Below are 15,819 nucleotides of genomic sequence, written 5' to 3'. Positions count from 1 at the left end.
CCCGGATGTAAGCGGCTTTCCCGACGGTCTTTTGACGCTTAGCGACTGGAAGACCCTCAAGATGTGATCGATCGGACGCCGATCAGTTCGCATCGAAAACAAGCACCCCGTCCAGGATCCTGGCGACGGCGCCCGTCGAGTGGCTCATTTCTTCCGTTCCCACACCGCGGCGAAGAAGCCGTCGCTGTGATGGCGGTGCGGCCACAGGCGCAGATAGCCGTTCTCGGACAGTTGCGCCGCCTGGGTCGGGTCGACCTGGGCATGCGCCAGCACCTCCTGCGCGGGCATCAGGACGAAGTCGGGATGCGCCTCGGCGAAGGCCTGGGCCACCGACTCGTTCTCGGCATCCAGCAGCGAACAGGTGGCGTACACCAGGCGCCCGCCCGGCTTGAGCAGGCGCGACGCGCCGTTCAGGATCGCCAGCTGCTTGTCGTGCAACTCCCGGACGCTGTCCGGCGATTGGCGCCATTTCAGGTCGGGATTGCGGCGCAGCGTGCCCAGGCCCGAGCAAGGGGCGTCGACCAGCACCCGGTCGATCTTGCCGGCCAGGCGCTTGACGCGCTCATCGCGCTCGTTGCTGATCTGCACCGGGTAGACGTTGGACAAGCCGCTGCGCGCCAGGCGCGGCTTGAGCTTGTCGAGCCGGTGGCCCGACACGTCGAAGGCGTACAGCCGCCCGGTGTTGCGCATCGCGGCGCCCAGTGCCAGCGTCTTGCCGCCGGCGCCGGCGCAGAAATCGACCACCATCTCGCCGCGCTTGGCTTCGGTGAGCAGCGACAGCAGCTGGCTGCCCTCGTCCTGGACCTCGACCTGCCCGCTGGTGAAGACATCGAGCTTCTGCAGTGCCGGCTTGCCTTCGAGCCGCAGGCCCCACGGCGAGAACGGCGTCGGGGACGAGGCGAAACCCTTGTCCTTCAGCGCGGCCTGCACTTCCTCACGCTTGGCTTTCAGCAGGTTGACGCGCAGGTCCAGCGGCGCCGACACGTTGACGGCGTCCGCCAGTTGCCAGAACTCCTCGTCGCCGAGGCGCTCCTTGAGCGGCTGCACCAGCCAGTCGGGCAGGTTGTGGCGGAGTTTTTCCGGCAGCTTGCTGCGGTCGACCTTCTCGACCTGCTTGAGCCAGTGCTGCTCCTGGTCATCGGTCGCGGCGCGGAGGAAGGCTTCGCTGCCGGCCCACGCGAGGATCGCCAGCCGCCGGGACATCGGGCCGCGGCCCGACTGGGCCAGATGCTGCAGCACCGGGCGCTGACGCAGCACGGCGTAGGCGGTTTCGGCGATGGTGTGGCGCTCGCGCTGGCCGAGCGCCTTGTGCGCGCGGAAGAAGTCGGAGACGAGGGCGTCGGCGGGCTTGTCGAACAGCAGCAGGCTGTCCACCAGTTCGGCGCAGAGTTCAAGAAGGGCATTAGGATGCATCGCCCGATTATCCCCGGCTCCGGGCCCGGGCCTGCGCCCTGCCCTGTTGCCTCCGTCACGCCCTCCCCCCAATGAGCGATTCCTCTACGACCCAGGCCTCCGCCGCGCACGGTGCCGGCGACCCGTTGCCGCCCCTGCCGGAGGCCCCCGCCGGCCGCTACCGCCATTACAAGGGCGGCGAGTACGAGGTCCGAGGCGTCGTGCGTCACAGCGAGACGCTGGAGGCGCTGGTGTTGTATGCGCCGCTCTACAACGTCAGCGGCTTGTGGGTCCGTCCCTACGACATGTTCTTCGGCACCGTCGAGATCGACGGCGTGACGCGGCCGCGCTTCGCCTTGATGGCGGATTGAGCCTGGACGGATCCCCGCCGAACCCGACATGCCCTTGCTGCACCAGATCCAACGCCGCCCCCGCCTGCTGATCGGCGCGGCCACCGGCGCCTTGCTGGCGGCCGCCTGGCCGGTCGAACTGGCCTGGCACACGCGCACGCTGCTGGGCTGGAGCGCGGGTGTCTGGACCTATCTCGTGCTGATCGGCTGGATGATGTTCCGCACCGATGCGGACGATGTCGAGGACCAGGCTCGTGCCGTCGCGGACAGCGCACCCATGGTGCTGGTGCTGGCGATCCTTGGTGCCGCCGCGAGCATGGCGGCGATCGCACTGGAATTGGCCCAGGTGAAAGAGTCCGGCCTGCTGCAGGCCTGGCCACACCTGCTGGTGGCGTCGGCGACGCTGACCGGCTCCTGGTTGCTGCTGCCGGTGGAATTCGGGCTGGCCTACGCGTCGCTGTTCCACTGCGGTCCGAAGGCGCCCCACGGGCTGGAGTTCCCGGGCGACGAAGACGCTCCCGACTACCTGGACTTCTTCTACTTCGCGGCGACGGTCGCCGCGACCTCGCAGACCTCGGATGTCGTCGTCAGCGCGCGACCCATCCGGCGTCTGGTGCTGGTGCAGGCGATCCAGGCCTTCGTGTTCAACACCGTGGTGCTGGCGCTGACGATCAACTTCCTGGCCGGCATGCTGGGTTGAGCGCCGGACCGACGGTCAACTGAACATCTGCGGCTCACCGCCGCGATGGAGGACGCGGGCGCCCTCGGTCGCCAGCTGCCCTTCGACGAACCAGCGCACGGCGCTGGGATACATGCGGTGCTCGAGTGTCAGCACCCGCGCGGCCAGCGCCGCCTCGTCGTCGTTGTCGAGCACCGGCACGACCGCCTGCGCGACGATCGGCCCGTGGTCGAGTTCCGCCGTCACGAAGTGCACCGTCGCGCCGGCCACGCGGCAGCCGGCCTCGATCGCGCGCCGATGCGTGTGCAGGCCCGTGAAGGCGGGCAGCAGCGACGGATGGATATTGAGCATGCGGCCCGCGTAATGGCCGGTGAACCCCGGCGTCAGGATGCGCATGAAACCGGCCAGGACCACCAGATCGGGCGAGAAACCGTCGATCACGCGCTGCAGTTCCGCGTCGAACGCGACGCGGGCCGCGTCGCCCTTGCCGAAGGCCTGGTGGTCGACCACCGCAGTCGCGATGCCATGCGTCCGCGCGAATTCAAGCCCGGCGGCATCCGGCCGGTTGCTGATCACCGCGGCGATGCGGGCCGGCCAACCGCCGGCGGCGCAGGCCTGGACGATCGCCTCCATGTTGGAGCCCCGCCCGGAGATCAGGATCACGATGTGCTTCATGGGCCGGCAGTGTAGCCAAGGGCATGGCCATGACCGCCGTCGACCCGGCCGCCGCTCCCTACAATCGCCCTCCCGCCGTCGCACGGCCGGCCCCGTCCCGAGGCCGTCGCGCGCCGCCGTGGCCACCGCCCAGCCTCCCGCCCAGCCTCTCGCCATGTCCGACCACCCTCCCCTCTCCCCGCGCCAGCGCGTCCTGTCCGGCATGCGCCCGACCGGCGCGCTGCATCTTGGCCACTACCACGGCGCGCTGAAGAACTGGGTGCGGCTGCAGACGGCCTACGACTGCTTCTTCTTCGTGGCCGACTGGCATGCGCTGACGACGCATTACCAGCACCGGGAGGGCCTGGAGCAGAGTGTCTACGACATGGTCGTCGACTGGCTGGCGGCCGGGGTCGATCCGGAGCAGGCGACGCTGTTCATCCAGAGCCGCATGCCGGAGCACGCCGAGCTGTTCACGCTGCTGGCGATGAGCACGCCGTCGAGCTGGCTGGAGCGGATGCCGAGCTACAAGGACCTCGTCGCCGACAACCGCGAACTGGCGACCTACGGCTTCCTCGGCTACCCGCTGCTGCAGGCGGCCGACATCCTGATCTACAAGGCGGCGTTCGTGCCGGTCGGCGAGGACCAGGCGCCGCACGTCGAGGTGACGCGCGAGGTGGCGCGCCGCTTCAACCACCTCTACCGGCCGCCGTCGGCGCCGCTGTTCCCGGAGCCGCAGGCGCTGATGACCGAGACCTCGCGCCTGCCCGGCCTGGACGGCCGCAAGATGAGCAAGACGCACGGCAACGCGATCGCGATGCGCGACGCGCCGGAGGTCGTCGCCGACAAGGTGCGCAAGATGCAGACGGACCCGCAGCGCGTGCGCCGCGGCGATCCGGGCGAGCCCGAGCGCTGCCCGGTCTGGGCGCTGCACAAGGTCTACGCCGACAGCGACACCCGCGCCTGGGTCGAGTCCGGTTGCCGCACCGCGGGCATCGGCTGCCTGGACTGCAAGGAGCCGCTGATCGAGGCGATCCACGACGAACAGGCGCCCTGGCGCGCCCGCGCCGACGAGCTGCTCGCCGATCCGAAGAAGGTCCACTGGATCGTCGAGGTCGGCACCGAACGTGCCCGTGCAGTGGCGCGCAAGACGCTGCGCGAGGTGCGCGGCGCGATGGGCATCGACTATTGAGACGAGAGAGATGGCCGGCATCCACATCACCGACATCGAATCCGCGATCAACTGGTGGCGCCAGCGCTCGCCGGGGGACGGCGTGACGCTGGGGCCCGAGCTGCGCGCGCTGGCGGAGGTCTACGCGCTGATGGTCTTCCATCACGAGAACGACTGCGACGAGGACTCGATGCCGCCACGCGCGCGCGAAGCCTGGATGCGCTGGTACGACACGACGCCGGATGCGCCCTGCATCGCGATCTGCTCGACCAGCCAGGGCGATGAACGCTGCAAGGGCTGCGGCCGCAGCTTCGACGAAGTCCAGAACTGGCCGGTGCTCACGCCGGGCGAGAAGCGCGCGACCTGGCGACGGATCACCATCGAAGGCACCGCATGGCGCTTCAACCGCTATGCGGAGCGGGCGATCGAATTGCGCGGCGCCGCCAGCGTGCCCGGCGGCGGCGCCGCCGACGCACCGCCCCCCGCCGACAAGGATGCCGCTTGAGCGCAGCGCTGCACGGCCGGCTCTCGAGCCTGCGCCAGATCCTGCCGCTCGCGTGGCCCGTGTTCATCGGGCAGCTCGCGGTGCTGGCGTACTCGACGATCGATACGCTGCTCGTCGCGCGCCATTCCGCGATCGACCTCGCAGCGCTGGCGGTGGGCTCGGCCGTCTACACCTCGGTCTTCGTCGGGTTGATGGGCGTGGTGCTGGCGATCTCGCCGGTGGCGGGGCAGCTCTTCGGCGCGAGACGCATGACCGAGGCCGGCGACAGCCTCCACCAGGCCGCGTGGCTGGCACTGGCGTTGACGGTCGTCGGTGAACTGATCCTGTGGTTCCCGCAGCCCTTCCTCGCGATCTCGCAGGTCGGTCCCGAGATCGCAGACAAGATCCGCGACTACCTGCGCATGCTGGGCGTCGCGCTGCCGGCGGCCCTGCTGTTCACCGCCTACCGCGGCTTCAACACGGCGGTGTCGCGCCCCAAGGCCGTGATGGCGCTGCAGATCGGCGGGCTGCTGCTGAAGTTCCCGGCCAGCGCGTTGCTGATCGGCGGATTCACGCTCGGGCCGCTGCACGTGCCGCCGCTCGGCGCCGTCGGCTGCGCGATCGCCACGGCGATCGTGATGTGGAGCCAACTGCTCATCGCGCTGACGGTGCTTCGCCGCGATCCGTTCTATGCCGATTTCGGCTTCGCACGCAGCGGGCTGCACCGCCCGCGCAAGGACACGCTGATGCGGCTGCTGAAGCTGGGCGTGCCGATGGGCGCGTCGGTGCTGATCGAGGTCACCGGCTTCACCTTCATGGCGATCTTCATCGCGCGGCTGGGCACGACGCCGGTGGCGGGGCATCAACTCTGCGCCAACCTCGTCGCGATGATGTTCATGCTGCCGCTGTCGCAGGCGAACGCCTGCAGCACGCTGGTCGCGCAGGCAATGGGCGCGCGCGACTACGCGGCGGCGCGCCGGCTCGGCTGGCACGGACTGGAGATCGCGCTGGCGATCGCGTTCGTGCTGGGCGGGGTGGTCTTCTCGCTGCGCGAGCAGGTCCTGGGCCTGTACACGAGCAACGCCGCCGTGATCGCCGCCGCCCTGCCCCTGCTGGGCTGGTTGTGGCTCTTCCACGTGTCCGACGCCGGCCAGACCGTGGCCGCGTTCGTGCTGCGGGCCCATCACATCGCGACCGCGCCGATGCTGATCTACGCCTTCGCGATCTGGGGGCTCGGGCTCGGTGGGGGCTACTGGCTGGTCTTCGGCGACCATGCCGTCGCGCTGCCCGCGATGATGCAGGGCGCGATGGGCTTCTGGAGCGCCGCTTCCGCCGGACTCGCGGCGGCCGCGATCGGGCTCAGCATCCTGCTGGCCTTCGTCCATCGCCGCGAGATCGGTCCCTGAGCCTCTGAGCCTCTGAGCGAAAGCTTCGGAGGCTTTCGGGACGCTCTTCAGTCCGCTGTTAGGCCGCTCTTGAGGCCGCGCTCAGCGGAAGCGTGATCACAAAGCAGCTGCCGCCGCCCTCGCGGGCGTCACAGCGCACGGTGCCTTGATGCGCCGTCGCGATCTGCTTCACCAGGCTCAAGCCAAGCCCCACGCCGCCGGACACCTCGGCATGGCCGGGGAGACGGAAGAAGGCTTCGAAGATCCGCTCGCGCATCGGCTCGGGCACGCCCGGGCCGCGGTCGCAGACCTGCAATTCGACGCGGTCCTGCCCGGCGCGGCGCACCTTGAGTTCGACGACCGGTCCCCCATAACGACGCGCGTTCTCGAGCAGGTTGCGCAGCGCGCGGCGCAGCAGACGATCGTCGCCGTTCAGCGGCAGGCGTTCGATGCCGTCCTCGATCTCCAGCTCGGCGTCGCCCAGCGCGGCGGACTCGGCGGCGATGGCCAGCAGATCGACCGGCTCCAGCCGCAACGACTGCGCGCCGCCTTCAAGGCGGCTGGCCAGCAGCACTTCCTCGACCAGCGCGTCGAGTTCGACGATGTTGGTGTTGATCTCATGCCCCAGCCGCGCGCGCTGCGCGGGGGACGCGTCGTCCAGCATCGAGAACGCCATCTTCAGCCGCGCCAGCGGTGAGCGCAGCTCATGGCTCGCGTTGGCGAGCAGGCTCTTCTGCGATCTCAGCAAGGCCTCGATCCGTTCGGCGGCGAGGTTGAAACTGGTCGCCAGTGCAGCGACCTCGTCCTTGCCGTTGTCCTGCACGCGGAAACTCAGGTCACCGGCGCCGAACTGCTCGACACCGGACTTCAGCGATTCGAGCCGACGCGTCAGCCGGCGCACGACCGGATAGGCGCCGACGGCCACGGCCACGAACAGCATGGCCAGCAGCACCGCCAAGGCTTCGCCGCTCGGACGCGGGATCCAGCCCGGCAGCCAGGAGCCGTTCGCGGCGTCCTCGCGACGCTGCTGCTCCAGGCGATCCAGCATGCGCTGGCGCATCTGCTCGACTTCCGGACGCGGTTCACGTCGGAGGGGATCCCGGGCGTCGCCCGGCGGCGGCCCGTCGACGAACGGATCGCGGCGCTCGCGCTGGATCCGGTGCGGACCGCTCGCGGCGCGCGCATCCGCTTCCAGCTTGTCCTGGCCGGTCGGTCCCGAGGCGCCCGGCGGGCGCGCCAGTCGCAGGAACAGCAGATGCCGGCCGTCGTCCAGCGGCACACGCTGCACGCGCGAGCCGGGCAGATCTTCCCGGCGCTCGAACAGCGGCGAGGCGCCGATGCGGCGTCCGCGCGAATCTTCCAATGCCAGCGCCATGCGCAGGCGCTGACCCCAGTCCTCGACGGCGTCAGCCTGCTCGTCCGTCGATGCCGTCACCGGCGGCAAGGCGCGCTGCACCAACACCGCGAGCGCCACCAGGCGCTCCGACGCGGCTTGCTCGAAGGTGCCGCGCTCCTGCTCGATGCGGCCCTGGAAAAGCCACGCCGAGCCGAGCGCAAACGCCAGCAACACCACCACGACGGTGATGTAGATGCGCAGGTACAGCGCCTTCACCGCGTCGCAGCCTTCATTCGAGGCCTTCGGCGTCCTGCTTGCGTGCGAACACGTAACCGGCACCGCGCACCGTCAGCACGCGGCGCGGGTTCTTGGCGTCGTCCTCGATGACCGAGCGGATGCGCGAGATGTGCACGTCGATCGAGCGGTCGAAGGCTTCGAGCGGATGGCCCTTCAGCGCATCCATGATCTGGTCGCGCGAGAGCACGCGGCCCGGACTCTGCGCCAGCACGACCAGCAGGTCGAACTGGTGGCTCGTCAGGTCGCAGGCATTGCCGTCGAGGCGCACCTGGCGTGCCGCCAGGTCGATCTCCAGGCGACCGAATCGCAGCACTTCGTCGCCCATGGCCTGCGGCTCGGTGCGGCGCAGCAGCGCCTTCACGCGGGCCTGCAGCTCACGAGGTTCGAAGGGCTTGGGCAGGTAGTCGTCCGCGCCCAGTTCCAGGCCGAGGATGCGGTCCATCGGCTCGCCGCGCGCCGACAGCATCAGCACCGGCAGGCGGCGCCAACGCTTGTCGCCGCGCAGCTGGCGGCAGAACTCCAGGCCGTCGCCGTCGGGCAGCATCAGGTCCAGGACCAGCAGCTCGAACTGGCCGGCCTCGAGTTCGGTCCGACCTTGTGCCAGCGAGCCGGCGAAGCTGACGTCGAAGCCGGCGCTGCTGAGGTAGTCGCCCAGCATCGCGGTGAGCCGGGCGTCGTCGTCGATCAGGAGCAGTCGTGGGTTCATCGGGCGTTGCGGTGCAGCCACCGACCGGGCCGGATCGGCCAGGCCGCGCGCCGCGGACTCATCGAAAGACTGAAGCATAGCCGGCCTCGTGCGTTCAGCGGTCAGTGAAAGGCTTCGGAACCGGGTTGGCCTCATTGGCCCCGCGGCGTTCCTTGGCGCGCTCGGCGCGGTCCTTCATGCGCTCCTTCACCTTCTCGCGCTGCTGGTTCTTCAGCTGGGCGATCTTGGCGCGCTGCTCGGGGGACAGGACCCGCGACGCGTCGATCATCGCCAGCGTGATGCGCTTGGATTCGACGTCATGCGCGGCATGCATCTGCTGGCGCACCTGCTCGACGGCGTTGGCGTCGACGGTGGGCGCGGTGAACAGCGCCTGCATGCGTTCGTGCAACTGGCGCTCGGTGTCGCGCTGCGACTTCAGGTCCTTGTGCGCGGCCTCGAAGATCTGCTTGATCTGCGCCTGCTGCGCGTCGGTGACGCCGGCGTCCTTCAGCAACTTGCCGTGCATGGCGCCCATGGGGCCGAAGCCGGGGCCGCCGAAGTCCGGGCCGCCGCGGTGCATGCCGTGCGGCGGGGGGGGCGGCGCGTCGCCGGGCGCCGGCTGGGCGTTGGCGGCCAGGGCGGCCACGCTCATCGTCGCGGCCAGGGCCAGCATCTTCAGGGGGCGGGAGAAGCTCTTGACCATCTCGGAATCTCCAAATCGTTCTGGGGTGAGGAAATGGTCGGCGGCGCGCGTCAATTGGCCGTGGGCGTCCCGTAAAGATTCGTGAAATGAATCGACCCCAATGAAAAACGCCCGCGGCGCCTCTTGAAATCGAGGCTTCACGGGCGAATTGGGCTTCAGCGCAACGCTCGGCATTGCGTGACCGCCGCGGCTCCGGTTCGGGATGCAGCGCTAGGCGCAAACCGGAGCCATAGCCCAGCTATGGCGAGGATTTGCAACGACGCGAGGCGCCCGAAGCGGGGCTGCGGAGGTTACGCAATGGGCTTGAAGCGGACGCGCTTGGGACGCGCGCCTTCTTCGCCGAGGCGCTTCTTCTTGTCGGCTTCGTACTCGTGGAAGTTGCCGTCGAAGAAGAACCACTGCGAATCGCCTTCGCAGGCCAGGATGTGCGTGCAGATGCGGTCCAGGAACCAGCGATCGTGGGAGATCACCATCGCCGAGCCGGCGAACTCCAGCAGCGCCTCTTCCAGCGCGCGCAGGGTTTCGACGTCCAGGTCGTTCGACGGTTCGTCGAGCATCAGCACGTTGCCGCCCTGGGCCAGGGTCTTGGCCAGGTGCAGGCGGCCGCGCTCACCGCCCGACAGCTGACCGACCATCTTCTGCTGGTCGTTGCCCTTGAAGTTGAAGCGGCCGATGTAGGCGCGCGACGGCATCACGAACTTGCCGACGATGATGTTGTCCAGACCGCCGGAGACGTCTTCCCACACGGTCTTGTTGGCGTCCAGGCTCTGGCGGCTCTGGTCGACGAAGGCCAGCTTGGCCGTCTTGCCGATCTTCACCGTGCCGCTGTCCGGCGTCTCGACGCCCTGGATCATGCGGAACAGCGTCGACTTGCCGGCGCCGTTCGGGCCGATGATGCCGACGATCGCGCCGGCCGGCACCTTGAACGACAGGTTGTCGATCAGGACCCGGTCGCCGAAGGACTTGGTCACGCCCTCGAACTCGATGACCTCATTGCCCAGGCGCTCGGCCACGGGGATGAAGATCTCGTTGGTCTCGTTGCGCTTCTGGTAGTCGACGTCGCTCAGTTCCTCGAAGCGGGCCAGACGCGCCTTGCTCTTGGCCTGGCGGCCCTTCGCGTTCGAGCGCACCCACTTCAGTTCTTCCTTCATCGCCTTGGCGCGGGCGTCCTCGGTCTTCTGTTCCTGCTCCAGGCGGCGTTCCTTCTGGTCCAGCCAGTCGGAGTAGTTGCCCTTCCAGGGGATGCCGTGGCCGCGGTCCAGTTCCAGGATCCACTCGGCGGCGTTGTCCAGGAAGTAGCGATCATGGGTGATGGCCACCACGGTGCCGGGGAAGCGCTGCAGGAACTGCTCCAGCCACTCGACCGATTCGGCGTCCAAGTGGTTGGTCGGTTCGTCCAGCAGCAGCATGTCGGGCTTGGACAGCAGCAGGCGGCACAGCGCGACGCGGCGCTTCTCGCCACCGGACAGCACGCCGATGTTGGCGTCCCACGGCGGCAGGTTCAGCGCGTCGGCGGCCAGTTCCAGCTGCAGGTCGGTGTTCTCGGAACCGGCGGCGGCGATGATGGCCTCCAGCTCGCCCTGCTCGGCGGCCAGCGCGTCGAAATCGGCGCCGTCCTCGGCGTAGGCGGCGTAGACCTCGTCCAGGCGCTTCTTGGCGGCCAGCACGCCGCCGATGCCTTCCTCGACCGCTTCACGCACGGTCTGGTCCGGGTTCAGCTGCGGCTCCTGCTCCAGGTAGCCGATCTTGATGCCGGGCATCGGGATGGCCTCGCCCTCGATCTCCTTGTCGACGCCGGCCATGATCTTCAGCAGCGTGGACTTGCCCGAGCCGTTCAGGCCCAGCACGCCGATCTTGGCGCCGGGGAAGAAGGACAGCGAGACGTTCTTGAGGATGTGGCGCTTCGGAGGAACCGTCTTGTTGACGCGGTTCATCGAAAAGACGTATTGAGCCATGGCGATGGTTCTTCAGCGTTTCGTGGGTTGACCTGGGGGCCCCGGGGCGCCAGTCGCGGCGGTGGCAGCGACGGGTTCGACAGCGGGGCCGGAGCCTGCATGGGCGGCGGGGCGCCCGGGCAATAGTCGTGCATTGTCGCAGCTTCCGCCGGTGCCCATAAACTCGACGGCCCTGCCCGCCCCTTCCGGTTTCTTCAGAGATGACCACCATGCTGTTCCGTTCCATCTCGCGCACCGTCTCGGTTCGTTCGCGCACAGTCGGCGTCCTGGCGGCGCTCCCGCTCACGATGGCCCTCCTCGTGGGCAGCGCGCACGCGCAGACGCTGCGCTGGGCCAGCCAGGGCGACATGCAGACGGCCGACCCGCATTCGCAGAACGAGATCGTCACCAACGCGATTAACGGCCAGGTGTACGAGCGTCTGGTCTCGCGCGACCGCAACCTGAACCTGGTGCCGGGTCTTGCCACCGAATGGACGCAGCCCAAGCCGACGCTGTGGCGGCTGAAGCTGCGCCAGGGCGTGAAGTTCCAGGACGGCACGCCGTTCACGGCGGACGACGTGGTGTTCTCGATCAACCGGGCCAAGGATCCGTACTCGCAGATCAGCGTCTACGCGCAGGCCGTCGGCACGCCGAAGAAGATCGACGACCACACGGTCGAGTTCCAGCTCGACAAGGTCAACCCGATCTTCCTGCAGCACCTGGACACGCTGTTCATCATGAGCCGCAAGTGGTGCGAACAGCACAACGTCGTCAAGCCGCAGAACTTCAAGGACAAGCAGGAAACCTACGCCGCCACGCATTCGAACGGCACCGGACCGTACGCGATGGTGGCGCGCGAACCCGGCATCCGCACCACCTTCAAGCGCAACCCGACCTGGTGGGGCAAGTTCGACGGCAACGTGCAGGACGCCGTCTACACGCCGATCGCCAACGACGCGACGCGGCTTGCGGCGCTGGTGTCGGGCGAGATCGACTTCGTGCTCGATCCGTCGCCGCGCGACATCCCGAAGCTGAAGCAGACGCCGCAGGTCAAGGTCCAGGAAGGCCCGGAGAACCGCATCGTCTTCATCGGCATGGACCAGTCGCGCGACAAGCTGCTGTACGGCAAGGTGCCCGGCGACAAGAACCCGTTCAAGGACCTGCGCGTGCGGCAGGCGCTGTACCAGGCGATCGACATCGACACGATGCGCACCAAGCTGATGAACGACCTGAGCCTGCCCACCGGCGGACTGACGCCGTCGCCGCTGGGCGCGTTCAGCGACCCGCAGCTGGAGACGCGCCTGCCCTTCGACCTGGCCGCGGCGCGCAAGCTGATGGCGGACGCCGGCTACGCCAACGGTTTCGAGGTGACGCTGGACTGCACCAACAACCGCTACATCAACGACGAGCGCATCTGCCTGGCGCTGGCGTCGATGTGGGCGCAGCTCAAGGTGAAGGTCAGCGTCAACGCGCAGCCGCGCGTGCTGATGTTCCCCAAGCTGGAGAAGCTCGACACCAGCCTCTACCTGTACGGCTGGGGCGGCAGCATCACCGACGCGGAGGTCGCGATGACGCCGCTGATGCGCAACCGCGGCGAGAAGTCGGTCGGGCAGTACAACTTCGGCAACTGGCGCGACGACAAGTTCGATCAGCTTGCCGCCGCCTCCAGCGAGGAAGCCGATCCCAAGAAGCGCGAGGAGCTGATCAAGTCCGCGCTGCGCGAGTTCCGCGCGCAGACGCATCTGATCCCGCTGCACCGCCAGATGATCCCGTGGGCGACCCGCGCCAACGTGACGGTGATCCACCGCCCCGACAACTGGTTCGAACTGCGCTGGGCGTCAGTCACACCGAAGTAAGCCATCGGCTTACTGCGTCGGCCGCTGGCCCTCACCCCTGCCCTCTCCCGCAAGCCGGAGAGGGGGTAAGCACGGCGCCTCTCGGACTCCCTCTCCCGCTTGCGGGAGAGGGTGGGGGTGAGGGCCAGCGGCCGTCGAAGGACCTCAGCGCAGCGGCGGATCGAACAGATACCCGATCCCGCGCACCGTGCGGATCAACGGCGAGCTGGGATCGTCGTGCAGCTTCTGGCGCAGCCGCGACACCATCAGGTCGACCGAACGCTCCAGCGCCGTCACGCCGTCGCCGCGCGCCAGGTGCAGCAGCTCCTGCCGTTGCAACACGCTGTGCGGCCGCTCCAGGAACGCCCGCAGCAGCTTGTATTCGCTCTGCGAGAGCACCACGCAGAATCCGCCCGGCCCGGACAGCCGGCGCGTCATCGGCTCCAGCTTGAACCGCCCGAACATCAGCACCTCCGCCGCATCGCCCTCACGCGGGCGCAACAGCGCCTTGATGCGCGCCTGCAGCTCCCGCGGCTCCCCGTCCTTCGCCAGCACCGCGTCCGCGCCGCGCTCCAGCGCCAGCACGCGTTCAAGCGTGTTGTCATGCTGCAGCAGCACGATCACCGGCATCCGCGATCGCTGTCTGAGCCGCGTCAGCGCGCCCCAGCCGGCCTCGCGGGCGTCGCTGGGATCGATCAGGGCGAGGTCCACCGGCAGCAGCGGCACGCGGTCCAGCAGGGCCGCCTCGCTGCTGTCGGTGACACGGAACCCCCACGCCCGCATCAGGCCGGCGAATCGCTGGCGCGCATGCGGGTCGGGGTCCAGCAGCAGCAGATGGGTGCCGGCGGCAGGATCGGGAAACAGGGCGCTCATGACGATGGGACAAGTGGACACATTGGCGCAAGACTATGCCGCTGCAATCCCGTTTGAACGCCGATCAGGACGGGCCTCACCGCCCTTTTTACCCGCGGTTTACCGCACTGAAACACGGCTGCGGACACCGACACGCTTGCCTGAGTGAGGGCTGTCACCCAGCTTGCTGGAAGCTGTCCGGATCCCCGTTTTTCCGCAACTCCGGCGCATTCGGTCGCTCAAGCCGCGGACCGGTGCCTCCTCACGATCGCATCGTCGTTCCGAACCCATCGCTCGCAAGGATCACAGACCCCGTCAGCTACAATGGCCCCATCGCCGCGGCTCAGTCTTGCCGCGGCTTTATCTTTTGAGCTCACGCTCTCCCACGGCAGCCGAAGACTGGCGCCAGCCCCCACGGGGCCGGCGTGCTGCACACAAAGCCCGTTCGGGCACCAACAAAGCAGCTTATGAGTTTTGACGCATTGGGGCTCTCCCAGCCCCTGCTCCGCGCGATCGCCGATGCCGGCTACTCGACCCCCACCCCCATCCAGAGCCAGGCGATCCCCGCCGTCCTCACCGGCGGCGACCTGCTGGCCGGCGCCCAGACCGGCACCGGCAAGACCGCCGGTTTCACCCTCCCCCTGCTGGAGCGCCTCTCCACCGGCAAGCCCGTGCGCGACGCCAAGGGCCGCGTCGCGATCCGTGCGCTGGTGCTGACGCCGACCCGCGAACTCGCGGCGCAGGTCGAGGAAAGCGTGCGCACCTACGGCAAGTACCTGCCGTTGACCAGCATGGTCATGTTCGGCGGCGTCGGCATGAATCCGCAGATCAGCCAGCTGCGCAAGGGCGTGGACATCCTGGTGGCCACGCCGGGCCGCCTGCTGGACCACGCGCAGCAAGGCACGCTGGACCTGTCCAAGGTCGAGATCCTGGTCCTGGACGAAGCCGACCGCATGCTCGACATGGGCTTCATCCATGACATCAAGAAGGTGCTCGCGCTGCTGCCGGCGAAGAAGCAGAGCCTGCTGTTCTCCGCGACCTTCAGCGACGAGATCAAGGCGCTGGCCGACCGCCTGCTGGACAAGCCGGGCCTGATCGAGGTCGCGCGCCGCAATGCGACGGCCGACACGATCGCGCAGCGCATCCATCCGGTCGACCGCGACAAGAAGAAGGAACTGCTGGCCCACCTGATCACGAAGAACGACTGGCACCAAGTGCTGGTGTTCACGCGGATGAAGCACGGCGCGAACCGCCTGGCCGAGTACCTGGACAAGTCGGGCATCACCGCGATGGCGATCCACGGCAACAAGAGCCAGGGCGCCCGCACGAAGGCGCTGGCCGAGTTCAAGAGCGGTGACCTGAAGGTGCTGGTCGCGACCGACATCGCCGCCCGCGGCATCGACATCGACCAGCTGCCGCACGTCATCAACTACGAGCTGCCCAACGTCGCCGAAGACTACGTGCACCGCATCGGCCGCACCGGCCGCGCGGGCGCGCAGGGCGAGGCCCTGTCGCTGGTGTGCGTCGACGAGGAAGGCTTCTTGCGCGAGATCCAGAAGCTGATCAAGCGCGAGATCCCGCGCGAGGTCGTGCCGGGCTTCGAGCCGGATCCGAACGCCAAGCCCGAACCCATCGTGCTGGGCCGCATGGTGCTGAACGGCGGCCTGGGCAAGTCTTCGGGCTCGCCGCGACCGGCGGGTGGCGGAGGCGGCGGTGGCCGTCGCGGCGGCGGCGGCGGCGGCGGTGGCCGTTCGCAAGGCCAAGGCGGCCGTCCGCAGGGCGGCGGCCAGGGTCAAGGCCAGGGCCGTCCGGCGCAGGGCGCCCAGGGCGGCGGCCAGAGATCCGGCGGTCAACCGCAAGGGCAAGGCGGTCAGCGTCAGGGCCAGGGCGGCCAAGGCCAGGGTCAAGGCCAACGCCAGGCGCAGGGTCAAGGCGGTCCGCGCCAAGGCCAGGGTCAAGGTCAGGGCCAGGGCAGCCGTCACGGCAGCCAGGGCAACCGTCCGGCAGGCGCGGCGCTGACGCGTCCGAAGTCGAACTCCTGATCCCGGACTCCCCGTGATGC

At 68.7% G+C, this 15,819-nt stretch carries 14 protein-coding genes; 7 read left to right on the top strand and 7 right to left on the bottom strand.

Features of this window, described 5'->3' with window-relative positions; translation table 11 throughout:
- Positions 1 to 144: 144 nt before the first annotated feature.
- On the bottom strand, positions 145 to 1,413 hold the full coding sequence (locus AC07O8_RS20345) for an RsmB/NOP family class I SAM-dependent RNA methyltransferase (RefSeq protein WP_495049761.1): 1,269 nt from the start codon (positions 1,411 to 1,413) through the stop codon (positions 145 to 147).
- A gap of 71 nt (positions 1,414 to 1,484) precedes the next feature.
- Between AC07O8_RS20345 and AC07O8_RS20340 the strand changes: the two genes are divergently transcribed.
- Both AC07O8_RS20340 and AC07O8_RS20335 read left to right on the top strand, forming a co-directional pair.
- Complete coding sequence (locus AC07O8_RS20340) at positions 1,485 to 1,763, top strand: DUF1653 domain-containing protein (RefSeq protein ID WP_495049760.1); 279 nt, start codon at positions 1,485 to 1,487, stop codon at positions 1,761 to 1,763.
- Positions 1,764 to 1,791: 28 nt separating this feature from the next.
- Positions 1,792 to 2,442, top strand: coding sequence for a DUF1345 domain-containing protein (locus AC07O8_RS20335; protein ID WP_495049759.1), 651 nt, complete (start codon positions 1,792 to 1,794; stop codon positions 2,440 to 2,442).
- Between the two features lie 15 nt (positions 2,443 to 2,457).
- On the opposite strand, the gene purN is transcribed toward AC07O8_RS20335, so the two are convergent.
- Positions 2,458 to 3,096, bottom strand: coding sequence for a phosphoribosylglycinamide formyltransferase (gene purN, locus AC07O8_RS20330; RefSeq protein ID WP_495049758.1), 639 nt, complete (start codon positions 3,094 to 3,096; stop codon positions 2,458 to 2,460).
- A 154-nt stretch (positions 3,097 to 3,250) separates the two neighbouring features.
- On the opposite strand from purN, the gene trpS reads away from it, so the two are divergent.
- The 3 genes from trpS to AC07O8_RS20315 are packed head-to-tail and all read left to right on the top strand — an operon-like array spanning position 3,251 to position 6,136.
- On the top strand, positions 3,251 to 4,267 hold the full coding sequence (gene trpS, locus AC07O8_RS20325) for a tryptophan--tRNA ligase (RefSeq protein ID WP_495049757.1): 1,017 nt from the start codon (positions 3,251 to 3,253) through the stop codon (positions 4,265 to 4,267).
- 10 nt (positions 4,268 to 4,277) lie between these two features.
- Positions 4,278 to 4,751, top strand: coding sequence for a DUF3717 domain-containing protein (locus tag AC07O8_RS20320; protein WP_495049756.1), 474 nt, complete (start codon positions 4,278 to 4,280; stop codon positions 4,749 to 4,751).
- Positions 4,748 to 6,136: an MATE family efflux transporter gene (locus tag AC07O8_RS20315; protein ID WP_495049755.1), complete on the top strand. Its 1,389-nt coding sequence runs from the start codon at positions 4,748 to 4,750 to the stop codon at positions 6,134 to 6,136. Before AC07O8_RS20320 ends, AC07O8_RS20315 begins: the two co-directional genes overlap by 4 nt.
- Before the next feature lie 58 nt (positions 6,137 to 6,194).
- On the opposite strand, the gene AC07O8_RS20310 is transcribed toward AC07O8_RS20315, so the two are convergent.
- From AC07O8_RS20310 to ettA, 4 genes are all read right to left on the bottom strand, one after another.
- On the bottom strand, positions 6,195 to 7,727 hold the full coding sequence (locus tag AC07O8_RS20310) for a sensor histidine kinase (protein WP_495049754.1): 1,533 nt from the start codon (positions 7,725 to 7,727) through the stop codon (positions 6,195 to 6,197).
- A 13-nt stretch (positions 7,728 to 7,740) separates the two neighbouring features.
- Complete coding sequence (locus AC07O8_RS20305) at positions 7,741 to 8,454, bottom strand: response regulator (protein WP_088407529.1); 714 nt, start codon at positions 8,452 to 8,454, stop codon at positions 7,741 to 7,743.
- A gap of 94 nt (positions 8,455 to 8,548) precedes the next feature.
- Positions 8,549 to 9,136 (bottom strand): Spy/CpxP family protein refolding chaperone, encoded by a 588-nt coding sequence (locus AC07O8_RS20300; RefSeq protein WP_495049753.1) that lies wholly within the window; start codon positions 9,134 to 9,136, stop codon positions 8,549 to 8,551.
- A 290-nt stretch (positions 9,137 to 9,426) separates the two neighbouring features.
- A complete protein-coding gene (gene ettA / locus AC07O8_RS20295) occupies positions 9,427 to 11,091 on the bottom strand; it encodes an energy-dependent translational throttle protein EttA (protein WP_495049752.1) in 1,665 nt (554 codons plus the stop codon).
- A 209-nt stretch (positions 11,092 to 11,300) separates the two neighbouring features.
- On the opposite strand from ettA, the gene AC07O8_RS20290 reads away from it, so the two are divergent.
- Positions 11,301 to 12,926, top strand: coding sequence for an ABC transporter substrate-binding protein (locus tag AC07O8_RS20290; RefSeq protein ID WP_495049751.1), 1,626 nt, complete (start codon positions 11,301 to 11,303; stop codon positions 12,924 to 12,926).
- A 144-nt stretch (positions 12,927 to 13,070) separates the two neighbouring features.
- On the opposite strand, the gene AC07O8_RS20285 is transcribed toward AC07O8_RS20290, so the two are convergent.
- Positions 13,071 to 13,778, bottom strand: coding sequence for a winged helix-turn-helix domain-containing protein (locus tag AC07O8_RS20285; RefSeq protein ID WP_495049750.1), 708 nt, complete (start codon positions 13,776 to 13,778; stop codon positions 13,071 to 13,073).
- 446 nt (positions 13,779 to 14,224) lie between these two features.
- Here AC07O8_RS20285 and AC07O8_RS20280 point away from each other — a divergent pair, with 446 nt between their 5' ends.
- The gene (locus AC07O8_RS20280) at positions 14,225 to 15,799 is read left to right on the top strand and encodes a DEAD/DEAH box helicase (RefSeq protein ID WP_495049749.1); all 1,575 of its coding nucleotides are present in this window, start codon (positions 14,225 to 14,227) and stop codon (positions 15,797 to 15,799) included.
- Positions 15,800 to 15,819 lie beyond the last annotated feature (20 nt).

This window comes from Roseateles sp. GW821-FHT09G09 (assembly GCF_059415965.1).
The sequence above is the reverse complement of the archived record's forward strand: the minus strand, read 5'-3'. Positions and strand labels throughout refer to the sequence as shown.

Coding starts and splice junctions, on each gene's coding strand:
- AC07O8_RS20345 (WP_495049761.1), bottom strand. CDS start 1,413: ATGCATCCTAATGCCCTTCTTGAACTCTGCGCCGAACTGGTGGACAGC.
- AC07O8_RS20340 (WP_495049760.1), top strand. CDS start 1,485: ATGAGCGATTCCTCTACGACCCAGGCCTCCGCCGCGCACGGTGCCGGC.
- AC07O8_RS20335 (WP_495049759.1), top strand. CDS start 1,792: ATGCCCTTGCTGCACCAGATCCAACGCCGCCCCCGCCTGCTGATCGGC.
- purN (WP_495049758.1), bottom strand. CDS start 3,096: ATGAAGCACATCGTGATCCTGATCTCCGGGCGGGGCTCCAACATGGAG.
- trpS (WP_495049757.1), top strand. CDS start 3,251: ATGTCCGACCACCCTCCCCTCTCCCCGCGCCAGCGCGTCCTGTCCGGC.
- AC07O8_RS20320 (WP_495049756.1), top strand. CDS start 4,278: ATGGCCGGCATCCACATCACCGACATCGAATCCGCGATCAACTGGTGG.
- AC07O8_RS20305 (WP_088407529.1), bottom strand. CDS start 8,454: ATGAACCCACGACTGCTCCTGATCGACGACGACGCCCGGCTCACCGCG.
- AC07O8_RS20300 (WP_495049753.1), bottom strand. CDS start 9,136: ATGGTCAAGAGCTTCTCCCGCCCCCTGAAGATGCTGGCCCTGGCCGCG.
- ettA (WP_495049752.1), bottom strand. CDS start 11,091: ATGGCTCAATACGTCTTTTCGATGAACCGCGTCAACAAGACGGTTCCT.
- AC07O8_RS20290 (WP_495049751.1), top strand. CDS start 11,301: ATGCTGTTCCGTTCCATCTCGCGCACCGTCTCGGTTCGTTCGCGCACA.
- AC07O8_RS20285 (WP_495049750.1), bottom strand. CDS start 13,778: ATGAGCGCCCTGTTTCCCGATCCTGCCGCCGGCACCCATCTGCTGCTG.
- AC07O8_RS20280 (WP_495049749.1), top strand. CDS start 14,225: ATGAGTTTTGACGCATTGGGGCTCTCCCAGCCCCTGCTCCGCGCGATC.